General features: G+C 71.6%; 16 protein-coding genes. 10 read left to right on the top strand and 6 right to left on the bottom strand.

Translation table 11 applies throughout. The features are described from left to right. Positions 1-134: 134 nt before the first annotated feature. The 3 genes from ABT004_RS32150 to ABT004_RS32140 form a co-directional block, all read right to left on the bottom strand. Positions 135-1,442 carry a sensor histidine kinase gene (locus ABT004_RS32150; RefSeq protein ID WP_351343801.1) on the bottom strand — a complete coding sequence of 436 codons (1,308 nt, stop codon included), beginning with the start codon at positions 1,440-1,442 and terminating at the stop codon, positions 135-137. Further along, a complete protein-coding gene (locus ABT004_RS32145) occupies positions 1,442-2,140 on the bottom strand; it encodes a response regulator transcription factor (RefSeq protein ID WP_351343798.1) in 699 nt (232 codons plus the stop codon). Before ABT004_RS32145 ends, ABT004_RS32150 begins: the two co-directional genes overlap by 1 nt. Before the next feature lie 89 nt (positions 2,141-2,229). Continuing rightward, on the bottom strand, positions 2,230-2,733 hold the full coding sequence (locus ABT004_RS32140) for a hypothetical protein (RefSeq protein WP_351343795.1): 504 nt from the start codon (positions 2,731-2,733) through the stop codon (positions 2,230-2,232). A gap of 166 nt (positions 2,734-2,899) precedes the next feature. On the opposite strand from ABT004_RS32140, the gene ABT004_RS32135 reads away from it, so the two are divergent. The 3 genes from ABT004_RS32135 (at position 2,900) to ABT004_RS32125 (ending at position 6,587) form a co-directional block, all read left to right on the top strand. Further along, positions 2,900-4,255 carry an aspartate aminotransferase family protein gene (locus ABT004_RS32135; RefSeq protein WP_351343792.1) on the top strand — a complete coding sequence of 452 codons (1,356 nt, stop codon included), beginning with the start codon at positions 2,900-2,902 and terminating at the stop codon, positions 4,253-4,255. Positions 4,256-5,127: 872 nt separating this feature from the next. Further along, entirely contained in the window at positions 5,128-5,811 is a 684-nt protein-coding gene (locus tag ABT004_RS32130; RefSeq protein WP_351343789.1) for a GntR family transcriptional regulator, read from the top strand. A 125-nt stretch (positions 5,812-5,936) separates the two neighbouring features. After that, positions 5,937-6,587: a putative DNA-mimic protein gene (locus ABT004_RS32125; protein WP_351343786.1), complete on the top strand. Its 651-nt coding sequence runs from the start codon at positions 5,937-5,939 to the stop codon at positions 6,585-6,587. A gap of 84 nt (positions 6,588-6,671) precedes the next feature. Here ABT004_RS32125 and ABT004_RS32120 read toward each other — a convergent pair whose 3' ends face one another. After that, complete coding sequence (locus tag ABT004_RS32120; protein ID WP_351343783.1) at positions 6,672-7,430, bottom strand: SLATT domain-containing protein; 759 nt, start codon at positions 7,428-7,430, stop codon at positions 6,672-6,674. Positions 7,431-7,699: 269 nt separating this feature from the next. Between ABT004_RS32120 and ABT004_RS32115 the strand changes: the two genes are divergently transcribed. The 7 genes from ABT004_RS32115 (at position 7,700) to ABT004_RS32085 (ending at position 14,188) form a co-directional block, all read left to right on the top strand. Further along, a complete protein-coding gene (locus ABT004_RS32115) occupies positions 7,700-8,044 on the top strand; it encodes a YbaB/EbfC family nucleoid-associated protein (RefSeq protein WP_351343780.1) in 345 nt (114 codons plus the stop codon). Between the two features lie 60 nt (positions 8,045-8,104). Then, the gene (gene recR / locus ABT004_RS32110; protein ID WP_351343777.1) at positions 8,105-8,704 is read left to right on the top strand and encodes a recombination mediator RecR; all 600 of its coding nucleotides are present in this window, start codon (positions 8,105-8,107) and stop codon (positions 8,702-8,704) included. Further along, the gene (locus tag ABT004_RS32105) at positions 8,697-9,446 is read left to right on the top strand and encodes a DUF5063 domain-containing protein (protein WP_451187875.1); all 750 of its coding nucleotides are present in this window, start codon (positions 8,697-8,699) and stop codon (positions 9,444-9,446) included. The genes recR and ABT004_RS32105 overlap by 8 nt, the downstream gene beginning before the upstream one ends. 300 nt (positions 9,447-9,746) lie before the next feature. Beyond that, positions 9,747-11,033, top strand: a complete 1,287-nt coding sequence (locus tag ABT004_RS32100) for an aspartate kinase (RefSeq protein ID WP_351343774.1) — start codon at positions 9,747-9,749, stop codon at positions 11,031-11,033. Then, entirely contained in the window at positions 11,033-12,115 is a 1,083-nt protein-coding gene (locus tag ABT004_RS32095; protein ID WP_351343771.1) for an aspartate-semialdehyde dehydrogenase, read from the top strand. Before ABT004_RS32100 ends, ABT004_RS32095 begins: the two co-directional genes overlap by 1 nt. Before the next feature lie 307 nt (positions 12,116-12,422). Continuing rightward, positions 12,423-13,097 (top strand): SigE family RNA polymerase sigma factor, encoded by a 675-nt coding sequence (locus ABT004_RS32090; protein WP_351343768.1) that lies wholly within the window; start codon positions 12,423-12,425, stop codon positions 13,095-13,097. Beyond that, on the top strand, positions 13,094-14,188 hold the full coding sequence (locus ABT004_RS32085; protein WP_351343765.1) for a hypothetical protein: 1,095 nt from the start codon (positions 13,094-13,096) through the stop codon (positions 14,186-14,188). Before ABT004_RS32090 ends, ABT004_RS32085 begins: the two co-directional genes overlap by 4 nt. 145 nt (positions 14,189-14,333) lie before the next feature. Here the strand turns inward: ABT004_RS32085 and ABT004_RS32080 are convergent, their stop codons facing one another. Continuing rightward, positions 14,334-15,128, bottom strand: coding sequence for an SURF1 family protein (locus ABT004_RS32080; RefSeq protein ID WP_351343762.1), 795 nt, complete (start codon positions 15,126-15,128; stop codon positions 14,334-14,336). A 143-nt stretch (positions 15,129-15,271) separates the two neighbouring features. After that, positions 15,272-17,068: a S9 family peptidase gene (locus tag ABT004_RS32075; protein ID WP_351343759.1), complete on the bottom strand. Its 1,797-nt coding sequence runs from the start codon at positions 17,066-17,068 to the stop codon at positions 15,272-15,274. Positions 17,069-17,206 lie beyond the last annotated feature (138 nt).

The raw sequence follows: 17,206 nt of genomic DNA, 5'->3' as shown, positions 1-17,206 counted from the left end.
CGGGTCGACCTCGCTGCGCTCGGCGGCCTCGACGTCGGTGGCGTACGTGTCGATGTACGGCAGGACCTCGTCGGCCAGCTGCGTCATCTCTGCCCCGGACCCCGCGCCTCAATCGCCGGGGGGGGCTTGAAAGATCAATCCCCTGCGGGGCTTGAAAGGGGGCTTGATTGGCCCCACCGGAGCGTGACCACCGCCCCCGGCCCGCCGGATGTAAAGGAAACCGTTCCGCCGGTCTCCTCGGCTGTGCGGCGGACGATGGAGAGGCCGAGGCCCGTGGAGCCGCCTCCGCTGGAGCCGCGGGTTTCGGACTCCGGGGAAAGGCCGGGGCCCGCGTCCGCGACCACCAGCTCCGTGCCGGCGCCGTCCACCCGGACGGAGATCCGGAAGGAGATGCCCTGCGGCGTGTGGTCCAACACGTTCCCGATCAACGCGTCGAGCGCCGCGACCAACTCGTCCTCCGGCACGGGCACCGCCACCGCGACCTCGGGCACCGACACCTCCAGGTCCCGCCCCTGATCCGTGGCGAGCGGCTCCCAGAACGCCGCCCGGTCCCGGGCAATCGCCGCGAGATCCGCACCCGCCCCCGTTTCGCGGAGCGGCTTGCGGGCCTTGCGGATGACGTCGTCCACACCCAGTTCGAGCGCCGCGACCCCCGCCGCGATCCGCTCGGCCTCCTCCGCGTCCCGCAGCCCCTCCGCGTCCAGGCGGAGCGCCGCGACGGGGGTGCGCAGCCGGTGCGCGAGGTCGGCCGCGTTCTCCCGTTCGGCGGTGAGCAGCTCGTCGATGCGGGCGGCGAGATGGTTCAACTCGCCGGCCACGGAGCGCAGTTCCGGCGGACCCTGGGGTTCGGCGCGGGCGGTCAGGTCGCCACCCGAGAGCCGGTCCGCGGTCCCGGCCAGCGCCCGCGTCGCCCCGACGAGCCGCGCCCCGAGCCGGTCCGCGAGCAGCAGCCCGATGAGCACGAGGCCGAGCCCGATGCCGGCCAGCGTCAGCCACGACGAGAGCACCCCGTCGTACAACTGCCGGCTGGTCAGGCTCACCTGGACGACGGCCGTGCCGCCCTCCGCGCCCTGCACCGGCACCAGGACCTGGCGGCCCCCGCTCGGCGGCTCGTACGTGAAGGCGCGCCCCGCCCGCGCGAGGCGTACGGCGTCGGTGACGGCGGTCGGGGCGCCGATGACGTGGCCGTCGGCGAAGACGAGGGAAGTGTCGGGCTGGGAGGGGGAGTTGACGCTCTCCACGGCCTGCTCCGCGCCCGCCCGCTCGTCCGGGCTGTGCAGCGAGGGGCCCATCGCGGCGGCCACCCACTGGGCGCGGGCCGTCGCCTCCGCGGTCGTCCGGTCCGCGGCGTGGCTGCGGGTGAGCAGGGTCAGCGGGACGAGCAGCGCCGCCAGGACGAGCGCGGTGGTGGCCGCGGTGAGCAGCAGCAGCGTGCGGCGCACTACGAGACCGCCCCGTCGTCGGGAGCCATCAGCTTCACGCCCACGGTACGTACGGTGTGCAAGTAGCGCGGAGCCTGCGCGGACTCGCCCAACTTCCTCCTCAGCCACGACAGATGGACGTCCACCGTCTTGTCGGCGCCGCCCAGTGGCTGCTGCCACACCTCGGCGAGCAGCTCGCGGCGCGAGACGACCTGGCCGGGCCGCTGGGCGAGATGGGCGAGCAGGTCGAACTCGCGGGGTGTCAGGTCGAGCGGCCGCCCGTCGAGCGTGACCTCGCGGGACGCGGGCGTGATCACGAGCCCGCCGACGGTGAGCGGCTCGTCGACGTCGCCGGGCAGCCCGAGGCGGCGCAGCACCGCCTTGATCCGGGCGTCCAACTGGGCCGCGCCGAACGGCTTCACGATGTAGTCGTCGGCCCCGTCCCCGAGCACGGCGACCATCTCGCCCTCCTCGTCGCGGGCCGTCGCCACGATCACCGGTACGTCGCTCACCGCGCGCAGCATCCGCAGTATTCGGGCGCCGTCGACGTCGGGCAGGCCCAGGTCGAGCACGACAAGATCGGGCCGGTCGGTGACAGCGGCGTCGAGGCCGGCCATGCCGGTGGCCGCGGTGGCGACGGCGTGACCCCGGTCGCGCAGGGCGCGGACCAGGGCGTTCCGCAGGGCGGGGTCATCTTCGACGACGAGGAGATGTGGCATTTGATCACCTAATCAAGCCCGCCGTTGGACGAGAGCCGGTGGGGTCCGGGGCGGAGCCCCGGGAGCGCAACGACGAGGCGCTGCAACTGTCAGTCGTCGTCATCGTCATCGTCGGGGACCAGCACGGCCCGAGGAGTGCCGGAGCCCGCCGCGCACCGGATCTCGTAGTGCCGGTCGGGGCCGTCATCGTCGTCGTTGGGCTCCGCCTCGATCCGGGCCACGCGCCCGGGACCGCGTACGACGTCGTCATCGATCTCGTAGCCGTCCGACGGGCTCCACGACACCAGGTAGACGCTGCCGTCGGCCCCGCACTCGACCGTCGCGGAGCCGCCCGTGAAGCGGAGCGTGCGGCGCTGGTCGGCGGGGGACGGGGTGGCGGACGAGGCGTCGGCGCGGGGTGTCGAGGCCTGCGCCGAGGCCAGGGCGCGGTGCACCGCCGCGTCGTCGAGCGGGTGGCCGTGCGTGCCGGTCCCGGCGTTCGCGTCGCTGCCCGCCAGCTGCCAGGCGCCGAGGGCGCCGGCGGCCGTTCCCACGGCGACCCAGGCCGCGGTCACGGCAACGTTGCGCCAGCGGTGCGTGCTCGGCTTTCTCATGCCGACCAGCCTGCCCGACGGTTTCCTAACGCCACGCTAAATGCAGCTCAGGAGGGGGCCCGGAGGGGACAGGGCGGCGCGGGGCGACAGGTTGTCGGGTTCGGCGGCGTCCCACAGACAGGACGCCGATGGTGTGCCGGTGCATCGCCCATTTACCCTCGGCCCCATGACCCCTCAGCCGAATCCCCAGGTCGGCGCCGCCGTGAAGGCCGCGGACCGCAAGCACGTCTTCCACTCCTGGTCGGCACAGGAGCTGATCGACCCGCTGGCCGTCGCCGGCGCCGAAGGCTCCTACTTCTGGGACTACGAAGGAAACCGCTACCTCGACTTCACCTCCGGTCTCGTCTACACGAACATCGGGTACCAGCACCCGAAGGTCGTCGCGGCGATCCAGGAGCAGGCGGGGAAGATGACGACCTTCGCCCCGGCCTTCGCCATCGAGTCGCGCTCCGAGGCCGCACGCCTCATCGCCGAGCGCACTCCCGGCGACCTCGACAAGATCTTCTTCACCAACGCGGGTGCCGACGCCGTCGAGCACGCCCTGCGGATGGCCCGCCTGCACACGGGCCGCCCGAAGGTGCTCTCCGCGTACCGCTCGTACCACGGCGGCACCCAGCAGGCCATCAACGCGACGGGTGACCCGCGCCGTTGGGCCAGCGACACCGGCACCGCCGGTGTGGTCCGCTTCTGGGCCCCCTTCCTGTACCGCTCCCGCTTCTACGCGGAGACGGAGGAGCAGGAGTGCGCCCGCGCCCTGGAGCACCTGGAATCCACGATCCAGTTCGAGGGCCCGCAGACGATCGCGGCGATCATCCTGGAGACGGTGCCGGGCACGGCGGGCATCATGCTCCCGCCCAAGGGCTACCTCGCGGGCGTCCGCGAACTCTGCGACCGCTACGGCATCGTCTTCATCCTGGACGAGGTCATGGCCGGCTTCGGCCGTACGGGCAAGTGGTTCGCCGCGGACCTCTACGACGTGACGCCGGACCTGCTGACCTTCGCGAAGGGCGTGAACTCGGGTTACGTCCCGCTGGGCGGCGTGGCGATCTCGGGCGCGATCGCCGAGACGTTCGCGAAGCGGCCGTACCCGGGGGGCCTGACGTACTCGGGCCACCCGCTGGCCTGCGCGGCGGCTGTCGCCACCATCAACGTGATGGAGGAGGAGGGCATCGTCGAGCACGCGGCGAGGCTGGGCTCCGAGGTCGTCGAGCCGGCCCTGCGGGAGCTGGCCGAGCGGCACCCGTCGGTGGGCGAGGTGCGCGGCGTCGGTATGTTCTGGGCGCTCGAGCTGGTCCGTGACCGGGCCACGCGGGAGCCGCTCGTGCCGTACAACGCGGCGGGTGAGGCGAACGCCCCGATGGCCGCGTTCGGCGCCGCCGCCAAGGCGAACGGCCTGTGGCCCTTCATCAACATGAACCGCACCCACGTGGTCCCGGCCCTCAACATCACGGAGTCCGAGGTCAAGGAGGGCCTCTCCGCGCTGGACGCTGCGCTGGCGGTGGCGGACGAGCACGTGGGGTGACACGGGGGCCGGGGCGGGGTGTGACCGGGGGTCGGGGTTCCGTGGCGCGGGGCGGGGCGGGGGCCGGGAGCCGGGCGTGACCGGTGTCGGGGTGTGACCGGGCCTCCCGGGGCTTGGCCCGGTGCCCGCCCATCTCCCACCCACCCGCCCCCTCCGGGGGCTGTGGCCCCGGGTGGGGCGCCGTCCCATCTCGGTCACCGCCTCCGCCTCCTACCCGTTGCGGTAGACCGCCCCCACGCCTCGGGGCTCCGCCCCGGACCCCGCTGCTCAATCGCCGCAGGGGCTTGATTTTGCCCGCTTCACCGCAGGTGACGCCTCGGGCGCCCCGCCCATCTCCCACCCGCCCGCCTCCTCCGGGGGCGTCGGCCTCACGGGGTGCCCCGCCCCGCCTTGGGCAATCTGCCGCCTTGGGCGGCAGGGTGGGCAAGGCGGCGCACGGTGCCGCGCATCCGTCACGACGGGCGCCGACTCCGGTGCGGCCCGGACCTCGCGGTGCCGCGCAACAGGCCCCGCCCCGCCCGGGGTTGGAGCCCCCGGAGGGGGCGGGTGGGTGGGAGGTGAGCGGGGCCGGCGAAGCCGGAGGAGGGCAGGCGCCGGGCGCTCATTACGGCAGGCGTCGGCCTCGACCAAGCCCTGGAACCCCGGTGCCGCGTGCCCGTCTCCGCGGGCGTCCACCCTGGCGATGGCTCGGGCCCCGGTGCCGCGTGCCCATCTCCGCGGGCGTCCACCCCGGCAAAAGCCCGCCCCCGGCAAACGCCCACCCCGCACCACGCGCCGCAACCCCACCCCCGCCCAAGACCCCGCAGGCGTAACCTGGCCAGCCACACCAGACCGTGCGACCACCACGCCAGCCGAACCGGGGGACCCGATCCGTGCCCGTATCTGACGGCCCCGCCGTCACCCGTTCCACCCTGCGCCAGCAGATCGCGGACGCGCTGCGCGACGAGATCCTGGCGGGACGCCTCAGTCCCGGCCAGGAATTCACCGTCAAGGAGATCGCCGAGGGGTACGGGGTGTCGGCCACCCCCGTCCGCGAGGCCCTCGTCGACCTGAGCGCCCAGGGCCTCCTGGACTCCGCGCAGCACCGCGGCTTCCGCGTCCACGAGTACTCGTTCGCGGACTACCGGGCGATGATCGAGGCCCGCAGCCTCGTCGCGGACGGAATCTTCCGCGGCCTCGCCGAGGACCCGTCCCGCGCCCAGCAGACCGCCGCCGACCTCGCCGGGGTCCGCCGCCGCGGCGAGGAGGCGGCCCGCGCGGCGGGAGCCGGCGACCTCAACGTCCTCATCGGCTACGACCTGCGCTTCTGGCGCGAACTCTCCGCCCTCTTCGGCAACGCGTATCTCTCCGACTTCTTCCACCGTCTGCGCGTCCAGTCCTGGATGTGCGCGGTCCCGCACCTGCGCACCGCGGGCGATCTCAGGGGTCGGCTGTGGGCGGGCCACTGCGACCTGGTCGACGCGCTCGTGAACCGCGACCCCGCCGCCGCGCACGCGCTCATCGCCTCGTACAACGACGACTCGCTCTCCTTGATCGAGGCTCTGACAGGCAAGTAAGCGGGTAGAGCGGGGACAACGGGTAGGCGCAAGACAGGTCAACCCGGCCCCGCATCGCACTACCCTGGCTACGACGCCGATACCGTCCACCGCGCCGGAACACTCCGGAGCACTGAGGAGCCCCCTTGGCCTGTGACCTGTGGCTCGTCCCCCTGGTCGACGTGCTGTGCCACAGCCCCGACAATCCGTTCGCCGACGAACTCGCGCTCTACGACAAGGCGTTGAACGAGGCGGGACTGCCACCGGTGCCGGTCCACGCGTACATGCCGGGCCTGTCCGGGGACGTGGCCCCGATCGCGGGCTTCGACTACGACGCGCTGCACTTCCTGCGCCGGGCGTACCTCCTGCAGATCTGTGGCCTCGCCGTGACGCCGGTCGACGAACTGGGCGGTGACTACGAGCAGTTGCTGGAAATGTTCGAGTCGACGGCTCAGAGTTCCCATCTGGTCTGGCATTACGACCATGCGGGCGCGTACGTTCCCGTGGACTTCCCCGAGCCGTTGTCCAACGACGAACTCCTGGCGGGGGGCGGCCCGTTGGGCTCGTCCCATGCGTTGCTCCGGGAGCTGGAATTCGTGGCTCCGGCGATCGGTATCGACGCGGCCAATCCGCCGGCGCCGCCCGCTCCGCCGGTTGCGCCGACGTCGTTGGAGGAGCCGGCTGCGGCGGTGCCGAGGGGGGATGGGCCGTTCGGGCGGGAGCGGCATGTGTGGCTCGGGCTGCATCAGGCGGCTACCCGGAGCCTCGCCCAGAGCTCCATGCTCATCTTCAGCTGACCGGAACGGTTGCGGTAGACCGCCCCCACGCCACGGGGCTCCGCCCCGGACCCCGCTGCTCAATCGCCGCAGGGGCTTGATGGGCTACCGCGGCTCCGGTGGGCGTTGCCGCGGCATGTTGGGGCGGGTGCCGGGCGGGAGCGGGAAGCGGTTGGTCGGCTGGTCCGGGGGGCGGGTGGCCGGCACGGACGCCTGCATGGTCAAGGGCGCGGGGCCGGACTTGAACTCGACCATCCAGTCCGCCGTCTCGGCCCGCACCAGCTCCGTCACGTCGTCCGAGAACCGCCGCAGCACCCCGAGACACCGCTCGGCCGCCTCACTGGCGGTGCCCTCGGTCGGCCCGAGCACCTCTCGTACGTTCTCCGAGGCCCAGTCGAACTGCAGCACCTGCAAGCGCCGCTGCACGGCCTGCGCCGTGGCCACATCCCGTATCCAGCCGGACGTCAGACCGAAGTACCGGTCGCACCCCACGCACGCCACCGCGAGCAGCAGCGACAGATACCCCCAGGGCGCCGCACCGGTGAGGACGCCCGACAGGTCGAGCAGCGGCAGCACCCCGCCGCAGACCGCGCCGAGCACCGTGCCCGTACGCAGCGCCCGCGCGCCCCTGCGCTTCCACACGCGGTCCGAGAGGTACCAGTCCGCCGTGCGCAGGGCGCCCTGCTCGACCCAGCGGTACAGCTCGTCGAGCCGCTCAGCGGGTTCCGCCCAGTCGCCGAGCGGGAGCGTCCGGCCGGTGAGATCGCCCTGCCGGGGAACCCGCTCGCCGCGGCTGTCCCGGTCGCCGTCCTCGCCCGACCCCTCCTGGGGCGCACCTTCGGGCTGCATCTCCGGCTGACTCACCCGGAACTCCCTCGATCTGGTCACGGCTGGGGCTGGTGTGCAGCATCTTCCTACCGCCCAATGGGTGGCCGAACCCCAGTTTTCACCGGATCTCCGCCCGGAAGTGGTCCCGCATCAGGTATGGAAAGCAACCCATCTCACTCGAAAGAGTGCAGACCGGAAATGGGGGTGTGGAGTGCCCGACGAGGCTCCAGGTAGCCGGGGCGGTGGGCCTCTTCACCACGTAGGCTCGGGTTCAGACCAGAATCGGACCGGAAGAGGAGCTCATCGTGATCCCCGGTGGTGGCCAGCCCAATATGCAGCAGCTGCTCGAGCAGGCCCAGAAGATGCAGCAGGACCTCGCGAAGGCTCAGGAAGAGTTGGCGCAGACCGAGGTCGACGGCCAGGCGGGCGGCGGTCTCGTCAAGGCGACGGTGACGGGCGGCGGTGAACTGCGGGGCCTCGTGATCGACCCGAAGGCGGTCGACCCGGAGGACACCGAGACCCTCGCCGACCTGGTGGTCGCGGCGGTCGCGGCGGCCAACGAGAACGCGCAGACGCTCCAGCAGCAGAAGCTCGGCCCGCTCGCCCAGGGACTCGGCGGCGGTGGCGGCATTCCGGGTCTCCCCTTCTGACCCCGCCGCCAACTACCGTACGTACCAAGCGACAACCGTAAGCAGCAGGAAAGGCAATCCGTGTACGAAGGCGTGGTCCAGGACCTCATCGACGAACTGGGCAGACTGCCCGGCGTCGGTCCCAAGAGCGCGCAGCGGATCGCCTTCCACATCCTGCAGGCGGAGCCCACGGACGTACGGCGCCTCGCGCAGGCCCTGATGGAGGTCAAGGCGAAGGTCCGCTTCTGTGCGACGTGTGGCAACGTCGCGCAGGAGGAGCTGTGCAACATCTGCCGCGATCCGCGGCGGGACGCTTCCGTCATCTGTGTCGTGGAGGAGCCCAAGGACGTCGTCGCGATCGAGCGCACCCGTGAGTTCCGCGGGCGGTACCACGTGCTCGGTGGCGCGATCAGCCCGATCGAGGGCGTCGGCCCCGACGATCTGCGGATACGGGAGCTGCTCGCCCGCCTCGCGGACGGCACGGTCACCGAGTTGATCCTCGCCACCGACCCGAACCTCGAGGGCGAGGCCACAGCGACGTACCTCGCCCGCATGATCAAGCCCATGGGCCTGAAGGTCACCCGCCTGGCCAGCGGCCTCCCCGTCGGGGGCGACCTGGAGTACGCGGACGAGGTGACCCTCGGCCGCGCCTTCGAGGGGAGAAGACTCCTAGATGTCTAAGACGCCAGAGCAGTCGCCGATGCCGCAGAAGTCCTCGGTGGCCGAGCAGCCGCCGAGGGCTCCGCAGCCGTCGACGCCCGACGCGGTCACACTGCACTCCACCACCCAGGACCCCGACGACTTCGCCGTCCAGATCTCGGATCAGGTCGAGTCGTTCATCGTGGCCGTGACCGAGATCGCCAAGGGCGACGAGCCGGACTCGGCCGTGCCCTTCCTGCTGCTCGAGGTCTCCCAACTGCTGCTCGCCGGCGGTCGGTTGGGTGCGCACGAGGACATCCTCCCGGACGAGCGCTACGAGCCGGACCTGGGCGCCGAGCCGGACATGGACGACCTGCGCGAGCGGCTCGCCGTGATGCTCGAACCGGTCGACGTGTACTCCGAGGTCTTCGACCCGTACGAGCCGCGCAAGGCGCCGGTCGCCGCGCGGATCTCGGACGATCTGGCGGACGTCGTCTCCGATCTGCGGCACGGCATGGCGCACTACCGCGCGGGCCGGATCACCGAGGCGCTGTGGTGGTGGCAGTTCTCGTACTTCTCCAACTGGGGCTCGACCGCCTCCGCGACGCTCCGCGCCCTGCAGTCGCTGGTCGCGCACGTCCGCCTGAACCAGCCGCTCGACGATCTGGACGGCCTGGACACGGACGAGGACCTGGCGTCCGCCGAGAGCACCCTCGAGGAAGAGGCGGGCCAGGTCATGGCAGAGGAGATCGCGGGCCCCCTGGGCCTCCGCCCTGTGAAGTAAGACGGCGACGGCGCAGTGACCAGTACCCCGACAGGGGCGCGGGGAACTGCGCAACCGCAACCCCGGCCGACCGCCACAACAATGTGACCCGCCCCACTTCCCCGGTTACCCCGGCAGGGTCCGGGCATGCGACTGTCCGGGCGGCCGGAGATCGGCAAACGGAAACCCGGTGATCACCACGTGGGCGGGACATCTCACGGAGTGATATGGCCGGGGCGGATTTCGGCCGCTCGTTAAACTGAGCCGACCGCAGTGCGCATACGTACATGCGGTGACAGACGGACTGAGCGAGGAGCGCACGTGGGCCTTGTCGTGCAGAAGTACGGAGGCTCCTCCGTAGCCGATGCCGAGGGCATCAAGCGGGTCGCCAAGAGGATCGTCGACGCCAAGAAGAACGGCAACAAGGTTGTCGTTGTGGTGTCCGCGATGGGTGACACGACGGATGAGTTGATCGATCTCGCCGGGCAGGTATCTCCGATTCCTGCCGGGCGCGAATTCGACATGCTGCTGACCGCCGGAGAGCGGATCTCCATGGCCTTGCTGGCGATGGCGATCAAAAACCTGGGCCACGAGGCCCAGTCGTTCACGGGCAGTCAGGCCGGTGTCATCACCGACTCGGTCCACAACAAAGCACGGATCATCGACGTCACTCCGGGGCGCATCCGGACCTCCATCGACGAGGGCAACATCGCCATCGTCGCGGGGTTCCAGGGCGTCAGCCAGGAGGGCAAGAACATCACGACCCTGGGTCGTGGTGGGTCCGACACCACCGCCGTCGCTCTCGCAGCCGCGCTCGACGCGGAGGTCTGCGAGATCTACACGGACGTCGACGGCGTGTTCACCGCCGACCCGCGTGTCGTGAAGAAGGCGCGGAAGATCGACTGGATCTCCTTCGAGGACATGCTGGAGCTCGCCAGCTCCGGGTCGAAGGTGCTGCTCCACCGCTGCGTGGAGTACGCCCGTCGGTACAACATCCCGATCCACGTCCGCTCCAGCTTCAGTGGGCTGAAGGGCACGTGGGTCAGCAACGAGCCGATCGAGAAGAACCAGCAAGGGGAAATGGGCGTGGAGCAGGCCATCATCTCCGGTGTCGCGCACGACACCTCCGAGGCGAAGATCACCGTCGTCGGAGTACCGGACAAGCCGGGCGAGGCCGCGAAGCTCTTCCGGGCCGTCGCGGACGCCCAGATCAACCTCGACATGATCGTGCAGAACGTGTCGGCCGCCTCCACGGGTCTGACCGACATCTCCTTCACGCTTCCCAAGACCGAGGGCCGCAAGGCCATCGACGCCCTGGAGAAGCAGAAGGCCGCCGTCGGCTTCGACTCGCTGCGCTACGACGACCAGATCGCCAAGATCTCCCTCGTCGGCGCCGGCATGAAGACGAACCCGGGCGTCACGGCCGGCTTCTTCGAGGCGCTCACGGACGCGGGCGTGAACATCGAGCTGATCTCGACCTCCGAGATCCGCATCTCGGTCGTCACGCGTGCCGAGGACGTGAACGAGGCCGTGCGCGCCGTGCACTCCGCCTTCGGTCTCGACTCGGACTCCGACGAGGCCGTGGTCTACGGAGGCACCGGCCGCTGATGGCCCCTCCTTCAGGGGACCACCCTGTGCGTCGGCCGACGCTCGCGGTCGTGGGAGCGACCGGGAGCGTCGGCGCCGTTCTGCTGCAGATTCTGTCGCAGCACGCGGACATCTGGGGCGAGATCCGGCTCGTGGCCTCCCCGCGCTCGGCGGGGCGCAAGCTCACCCTGCGCGGCGAGGAGGTCGAGGTCGTCGCCCTGACGGAGTCCGTCTTCGACGGCGTCGACGTCGCGATGTTCGACGTACCCGTCGAGGTGTCCGCGCAGTGGGCGCCCATCGCCGCCGCCAAGGGCGTCGTGGTGGTGGACAATTCGCCGGCCTTCCGGATGGACCCGGATGTGCCGCTCGTCGTGCCCGAGGTGAATCCGCACGCCGCGCGCGTGCGGCCGCGGGGCATCATCGCCAACCCCAACTGCACGACACTGTCGATGATCGTGGCGATCGGGGCGCTGCACGCCGAGTTCGGGCTCAGTGAACTGGTCGCGTCCAGCTATCAGGCGGTGAGCGGGGCGGGCCGCGCCGGGGTCGAGACGCTGCGGGCGCAGCTCTCCCTCGTGTCCGGCTCCGAACTCGGGACCACCCCCGGGGATCTGCGGCGGGCCGTGGGCGATCGGACGGGGCCCTTCCCGGAGCCGGTGGCGCTCAACGTCGTGCCCTGGTCGGGCACGCTGTGCGAGGACGGCTGGTCGTCGGAGGAGATGAAGGTGCGGGACGAGTCCCGCAAGATCCTCGGCCTGCCGAACCTGAAGGTCGCGGTCACCTGTGTGCAGGTGCCCGTCGTCACGACGCACTCCCTCACCGTGCACGCCCGCTTCCAGAGCGAGGTCACCGTCGACCGGGCGCGCGAGATCATCGCGACCGCGCCGGGTGTCGTGCTCTTCGACAATCCGGCCGCCGGTGAATTCCCCACGCCGGCCGACGTGGTGGGCACCGATCCGACGTGGGTGGGCCGCGTGCGGCGTTCGCTCGACGATCCGGCCGGGCTCGAACTCTTCGTATGCGGGGACAATCTCCGCAAAGGTGCGGCTTTGAACACCGCGCAGATCGCCGAGTTGGTGGCGGCGGAGCTCGCGGCGATGTGAGCTGCGGCTCTTTCGGTGCCCGCGATGCGGGCTTCCCCTTCCCAGGGGTGGATCCGCTCATAAGATTCTGTGTGAGTTTTGTGTAAGCGGATTTCCTCCCCGCCCTGCAACCGTGCGCAGGGCGGGGAGCGTCTTTGCGGTCGCCGTGGTGAGACGTCGACCAGCGTCGGACATACGGGGCATAAGGGAAGAGTGTGGTGCGCATGTCGGCTTTCGAGGCGGCGTCATCGGTGGGGATGACGAGGCCCGTCGCAAATGGGGCGCCTGACGCGTACAACCTTGACGGGGGGAAGCTTGTCCAACAGGCGTGGCAGAAGTACTGGACTTCACAGCGGTACGGGCGACGGGCGCGGCCCTTCGTCCGCCCCTCGCACCCCTTGGCACCCGGCGCGGCCGGGCAGCCGGCGGCATGCCGGTGATCGCCCCCATGCCAGCTGCGCGGCCGGCGCGCGTTCCGGCACAGGGTGCTGACGAGACGATGACGCAGGCCGGTACCTCCGTCGACCATCTCACCGAGACCTATCGCGCCCATTACCGCTCCTTGCTGGGGCTCGCGGCGCTGCTTCTCGACGACACCGCCTCCTGCGAGGACGTCGTGCAGGAGGCGTTCATCCGCGTGCACTCGGCGCGGGGGCGGGTCCGTGACCCGTCGAAGACGCTCGCGTATCTGCGGCAGACCGTCGTCAACCTCTCGCGGTCCACGCTGCGCCGCCGCATCCTCGGCCTGAAGCTGCTCACCAAGCCGATGCCGGACATGGCGAGCGCGGAAGAGGGCGCGTACGACCTCCTGGAGCGGGACGCCCTGAAGAAGGCGCTGCGCGGGCTGCAGCGCCGCCAGCGCGAGGTCCTCGTCCTGCGATACTTCGCGGACATGACGGAGGCGCAGGTGGCCGAGTCGCTCGGGATATCGCTCGGCTCGGTCAAGGCGTACGGATCGCGCGGGATCGCGGCGCTGCGCGTCGCCATGGAGGAGCCAGCATGAACCACCATCTCGACGGTGGCCCGGGCCGGGCGGCCGACGAAGTGAGTGAGGAAGACCGGCACTCCTCGGACTCCGCCGACGACGCCGCCGGGTTCGGTGACGACGAGCTCGCGGTGCGGCGGATGATGCGACAGGCCGTCGCGGATCTCGAACCCTCGGAGCAGGCGCTCGACGAGCTGCACAAGGCCGTCCCCGCCCGCCGTGCGCGCAAGCGGCAGGCCGCCGTGGGCGCGATCGCCGTGGGCGTGTTCGCGGCGATGGCGGTGCCCGCGGTGCTGCACGTGGCGAATCCCGACCCCTCCGGCGAGCGGCCGGCCATCGCGGGCAACAGCGAGGCCACGCACCACGGGGCGGGCGCGGGCACGGCGTCCGGCGGCGCGGGCCAGGGCGACGCGGGCAAGCCGTCGCACGCCAAGGACAAGGACAAGGGCGCCAAGAAGGACAAGAAGGGCGACGGGCGCACGGCCACCGGCGGCGCCGGCGCGGGGGCCGACCCCGCGTCCACGGCGGCGGCCACCTCGCCCGCCTGCGAGGCGAGCGCGCTGGGCAGGCCGCAGGCCAGCGTCGGCGCGCCCGACGGGGGCGGCAAGGTCTACGGCACGTTCCGCGTCTCGAACATCTCGGGCTCCAACTGCACGGTGGACAACGCCGGAGCCGTGGTCACGGTCGCGCAGGGCGCGGCCGACCCGGCCAAGGTGAGCGTCGTCGACCACACCTCGGGCGACGGCTCCGGGCTGCCCGACCCCTCGACCGAGCCGAGCCAGGTGATCCTGGAACCGGGCAAGGCCTACGAGGTGCGGTTCGCGTGGGTGCCCTCGGCGTCCTGCTCCGCGACGGGGGGCGACAGCGGTGGCAGCGGTGGCGGCGACCCGTCGCCCTCGCCGACGCCGACCGGCGACGGGTCGAACGGCGGCGACGCCACGACGGGGGCGGACACGCAGACGACGACGCAGCTGGGGTCGGACGGCGGCGAGGAAGGCAGCGTGGCCGTCTCCCACACGGCGGAACCGGGCGCCCCGACCGCCGCGACAACCATCTCGAACGCCTGCGAAGGCACCCTCTACCGCACGGGCCTGCTCCCCGCGTCCTAGGTCGAAATGCCGGGGCTCCGCCCCGGACCCCGCGCCTCAAACGCCGGCGGGGCTGGATTTACCGGCGGGGCTTGAGCTATTAAGCCCCTGCGGCGATTGAGCAGCGGGGTCCGGGGCAGAGCCTCGGGAGCGGAGGACGGTCCCGCTACACCGTCGCTCCGGTCTCCGCCGAAGGCTCCGGCTCCGCGATCCCCAGTTCCGCATCCCGAAGGGCCTCCGCCTCGCGGCGCACAAGGCGGAACCACATGAACACCACGAACCCGGCGAACACGAACCACTCACCCGTGTACCCCAGGTTCTGGAACGCCTTCAGGTCCAGCCCACTGCCCTCGGGCGCGGACGCCGGTACCGCCGTCATCCCGGAATCCGCCTTGTCGAGCGTGACCCACCCGTCGTAGACGTCGTACGGGACCAGGTTCACCAGCGACGCCGCGCTGATCACACCGACCTGCCCGGAGGGCAGCCCACCCGAGGCCGACACCCCGCTGGAGGTCGCGGACTCCGAGGCCTGGAGCGCCCCGACGACCGTGACCTCACCCTTCGGCGCGGCCGGCGCCTTCGCGGGGGACGCCTTGCCCGGCACCCAGCCGCGCACCACGGGCAGCGCCTTCCCGGAACCCTCGACCTTGAGGAGCGTCACGACGTAGAAGCCGCTGCGCTCGCCGAGGTCCCGCTGGGGCACCAGGAGTTGCCTGCCGTAGTGGCCGGTCGCGGTGGTCCGCTTCCCGGAGGTCTTCTGGTCCACGGGCAGCACGGAGGCGAGCGGCTCGGGCGCCGCCGTCTCGTTCACCTTCGTCTGCTCGGACGCGGCCTTGTGGTCCTGCACCCGGTCCTCGAAACGACTGAGCTGCCACGAGCCCATGAAGATGCACACGGGGATCGCGAGCAGGACGAAGATGTTGATCCCCCACCAGAGCGGGGTCAGGAGGAACCGGTACACACCCCCACGGTACGGCTCCGCCTGATGGAACCGGCTACCGGCCCCGGCCGTGAGGGTGAGGTCATCGTTTCCCCACGTCGCGGGGCTCTGCCCCGGACCCCGCGCCTCAATCGCCGGCGGGGCTTGATTTGGCCGGATGGAGCTCAGCTGGGCAAGTGGCGCTTCGCGAAGTCCAGTTCGAGGGCGACCTGCTTGATGCGCTCCTCGACGACGAGCGAACCGTGCCCCGCCTCGTACCGGTACACCTCGTGGACCGCGTCGCGCGCCGCGAGACGGTCCACGTAGTTGTCGATCTGCTGGAGCGGGCACCGCGGGTCGTTGACCCCCGCCGAGATGTAGACCGGCGCCTTCACGTCGTCGACGTACGTCAGCGGGGACGACACCTCGAACCGCTCGGGCACCTCCTCGGGGGAGCCGCCGAACAGCGTGCGGTCCAGGGCCTTGAGCGCCTCCATCTCGTCCTCGTACGCGGTGACGTAGTCGGCGACCGGCACCGCGGCGAGCCCCACGGCCCACGCACCCGGCTGCGTACCGACGCCGAGGAGCGTCAGATAGCCGCCCCAGGAGCCGCCCGCGAGGACGAGCCGCTCGGGGTCGGCGAGCCCGGAGGAGACGGCCCACTCGCGCACGGCCGCGATGTCCTCCAGCTCGATCAGGCCGACGCGGTGCTTGAGCGCGTCCGTCCACTCGCGCCCGTATCCGGTCGAGCCCCGGTAGTTGACCCGGACCACCGCGTACCCGTGGTCGACCCAGGCCGCCGGGCCCGCCGCGAACGCGTCGGAGTCGTGCCAGGTCGGCCCGCCGTGGATCTCGAACACGGTGGGCAGCGGCCCGCTCGCACCCGCCGGCTTCTGTACGAGGGCGTGGATCCGGCCGCCCGGCCCCTCCACCCACACGTCCTCCACCGGCACCGAAGCCGGGGCCTTCATACCGGGCGGGTCGAGGACGACCGCACCCGTGGTGGAGCGCACGACCGACGGCTCGGCGGCCGACGACCACAGGTACTCGACGCTGCCATCGGGCCGCGCGGAAGCACCGGACACCGAGCCGACGGGGGTGTCCACCTTCGTCAGCGCACCCGTCGCGAACTCGTAGCGCCACAGGTCGCCGCGCGCCTCGAATTCGTGCACGACGAGGAGCGCCGAGCCGTCCGGGTACCACTCCGCCGACACGTCGCCCGGCAGGTCGAGCGCCAGGTCGGTCTCCTTGCCCGTGGCGACGTCCCAGACCATGGGCTCCCAGCGGCCGCGCCGCTGATGCCCGACGAGCAGCCGGGTGTCGCCGGTCACGGGCGCGAAGCCGAGCACTTCGAGGCCGAGGTCCTCGGTGCCGCCCTTGGAGTCGTCGAGCTCGGCGAGCGTCGAACCGTCGAGCCGGAGCACGCGCAGGGCGCCGTGCATCGCGTCGCCGTGCTCGGTGTGCTCGATCGCGATCAGCGTCCCGTCGTACGACAGGTCGCCGACGCCCGCCGATTCGCGGTGCCGGTAGATCTCGGCGGGGGAGTCGGAACCGGGACGTACGACGTGGATCGTCGTGCCGTCCTCGTCGGTGGAGCAGCCGATCACGGCCGTGTGCCCGTCGCGGCCGAGGGCGAGCCCGGCGGGGTACGACGGCGCGAGACCGGGCACCGCCTCGACGTCCTCGCCGCCCCCGAAGGGCTGCCGCAGCCAGGTCCCGAACTCGTCCCCGTCGGTGTCGTTGAACCACCAGATCCACGCGCCGTCGGGGGTCAGCACCCCGTCCGTCGTCCCGTTCGCCCGGTCCGTCGCGCGGCGCTGTACGCCCGTGGCCCGGTCCCAGGCGTACAGCTCGTACGTCCCCGTGGCGTTCGACACGAACAGGGAGCGCTCCGGCGCGTCCTCGGCCCAATCGGGCAACGAAACCCTCGCCGCCCGAAACCGCTTCTCCCAGTCGGCCATGCCCTCATCACACTCAGTCATGCCCCCATAGTGCCTGCAGCCCGGACCGGCCCGAGCCCGCTCCCCGCGTCCCAACCCCGGGGCTCCGCCCCGGACCCCGCGCCTCAAACGCCGGCGGGGCTGGAAAGATCACCTCAATCGCCGGCGGGGCTTGATCTA

This window comes from Streptomyces sp. NPDC002790, from assembly GCF_040295505.1.
Lineage (GTDB): Bacteria > Actinomycetota > Actinomycetes > Streptomycetales > Streptomycetaceae > Streptomyces.
Note: the sequence above shows the minus strand (reverse complement) of the source record. Positions and strands in the feature narration are given on the sequence as shown.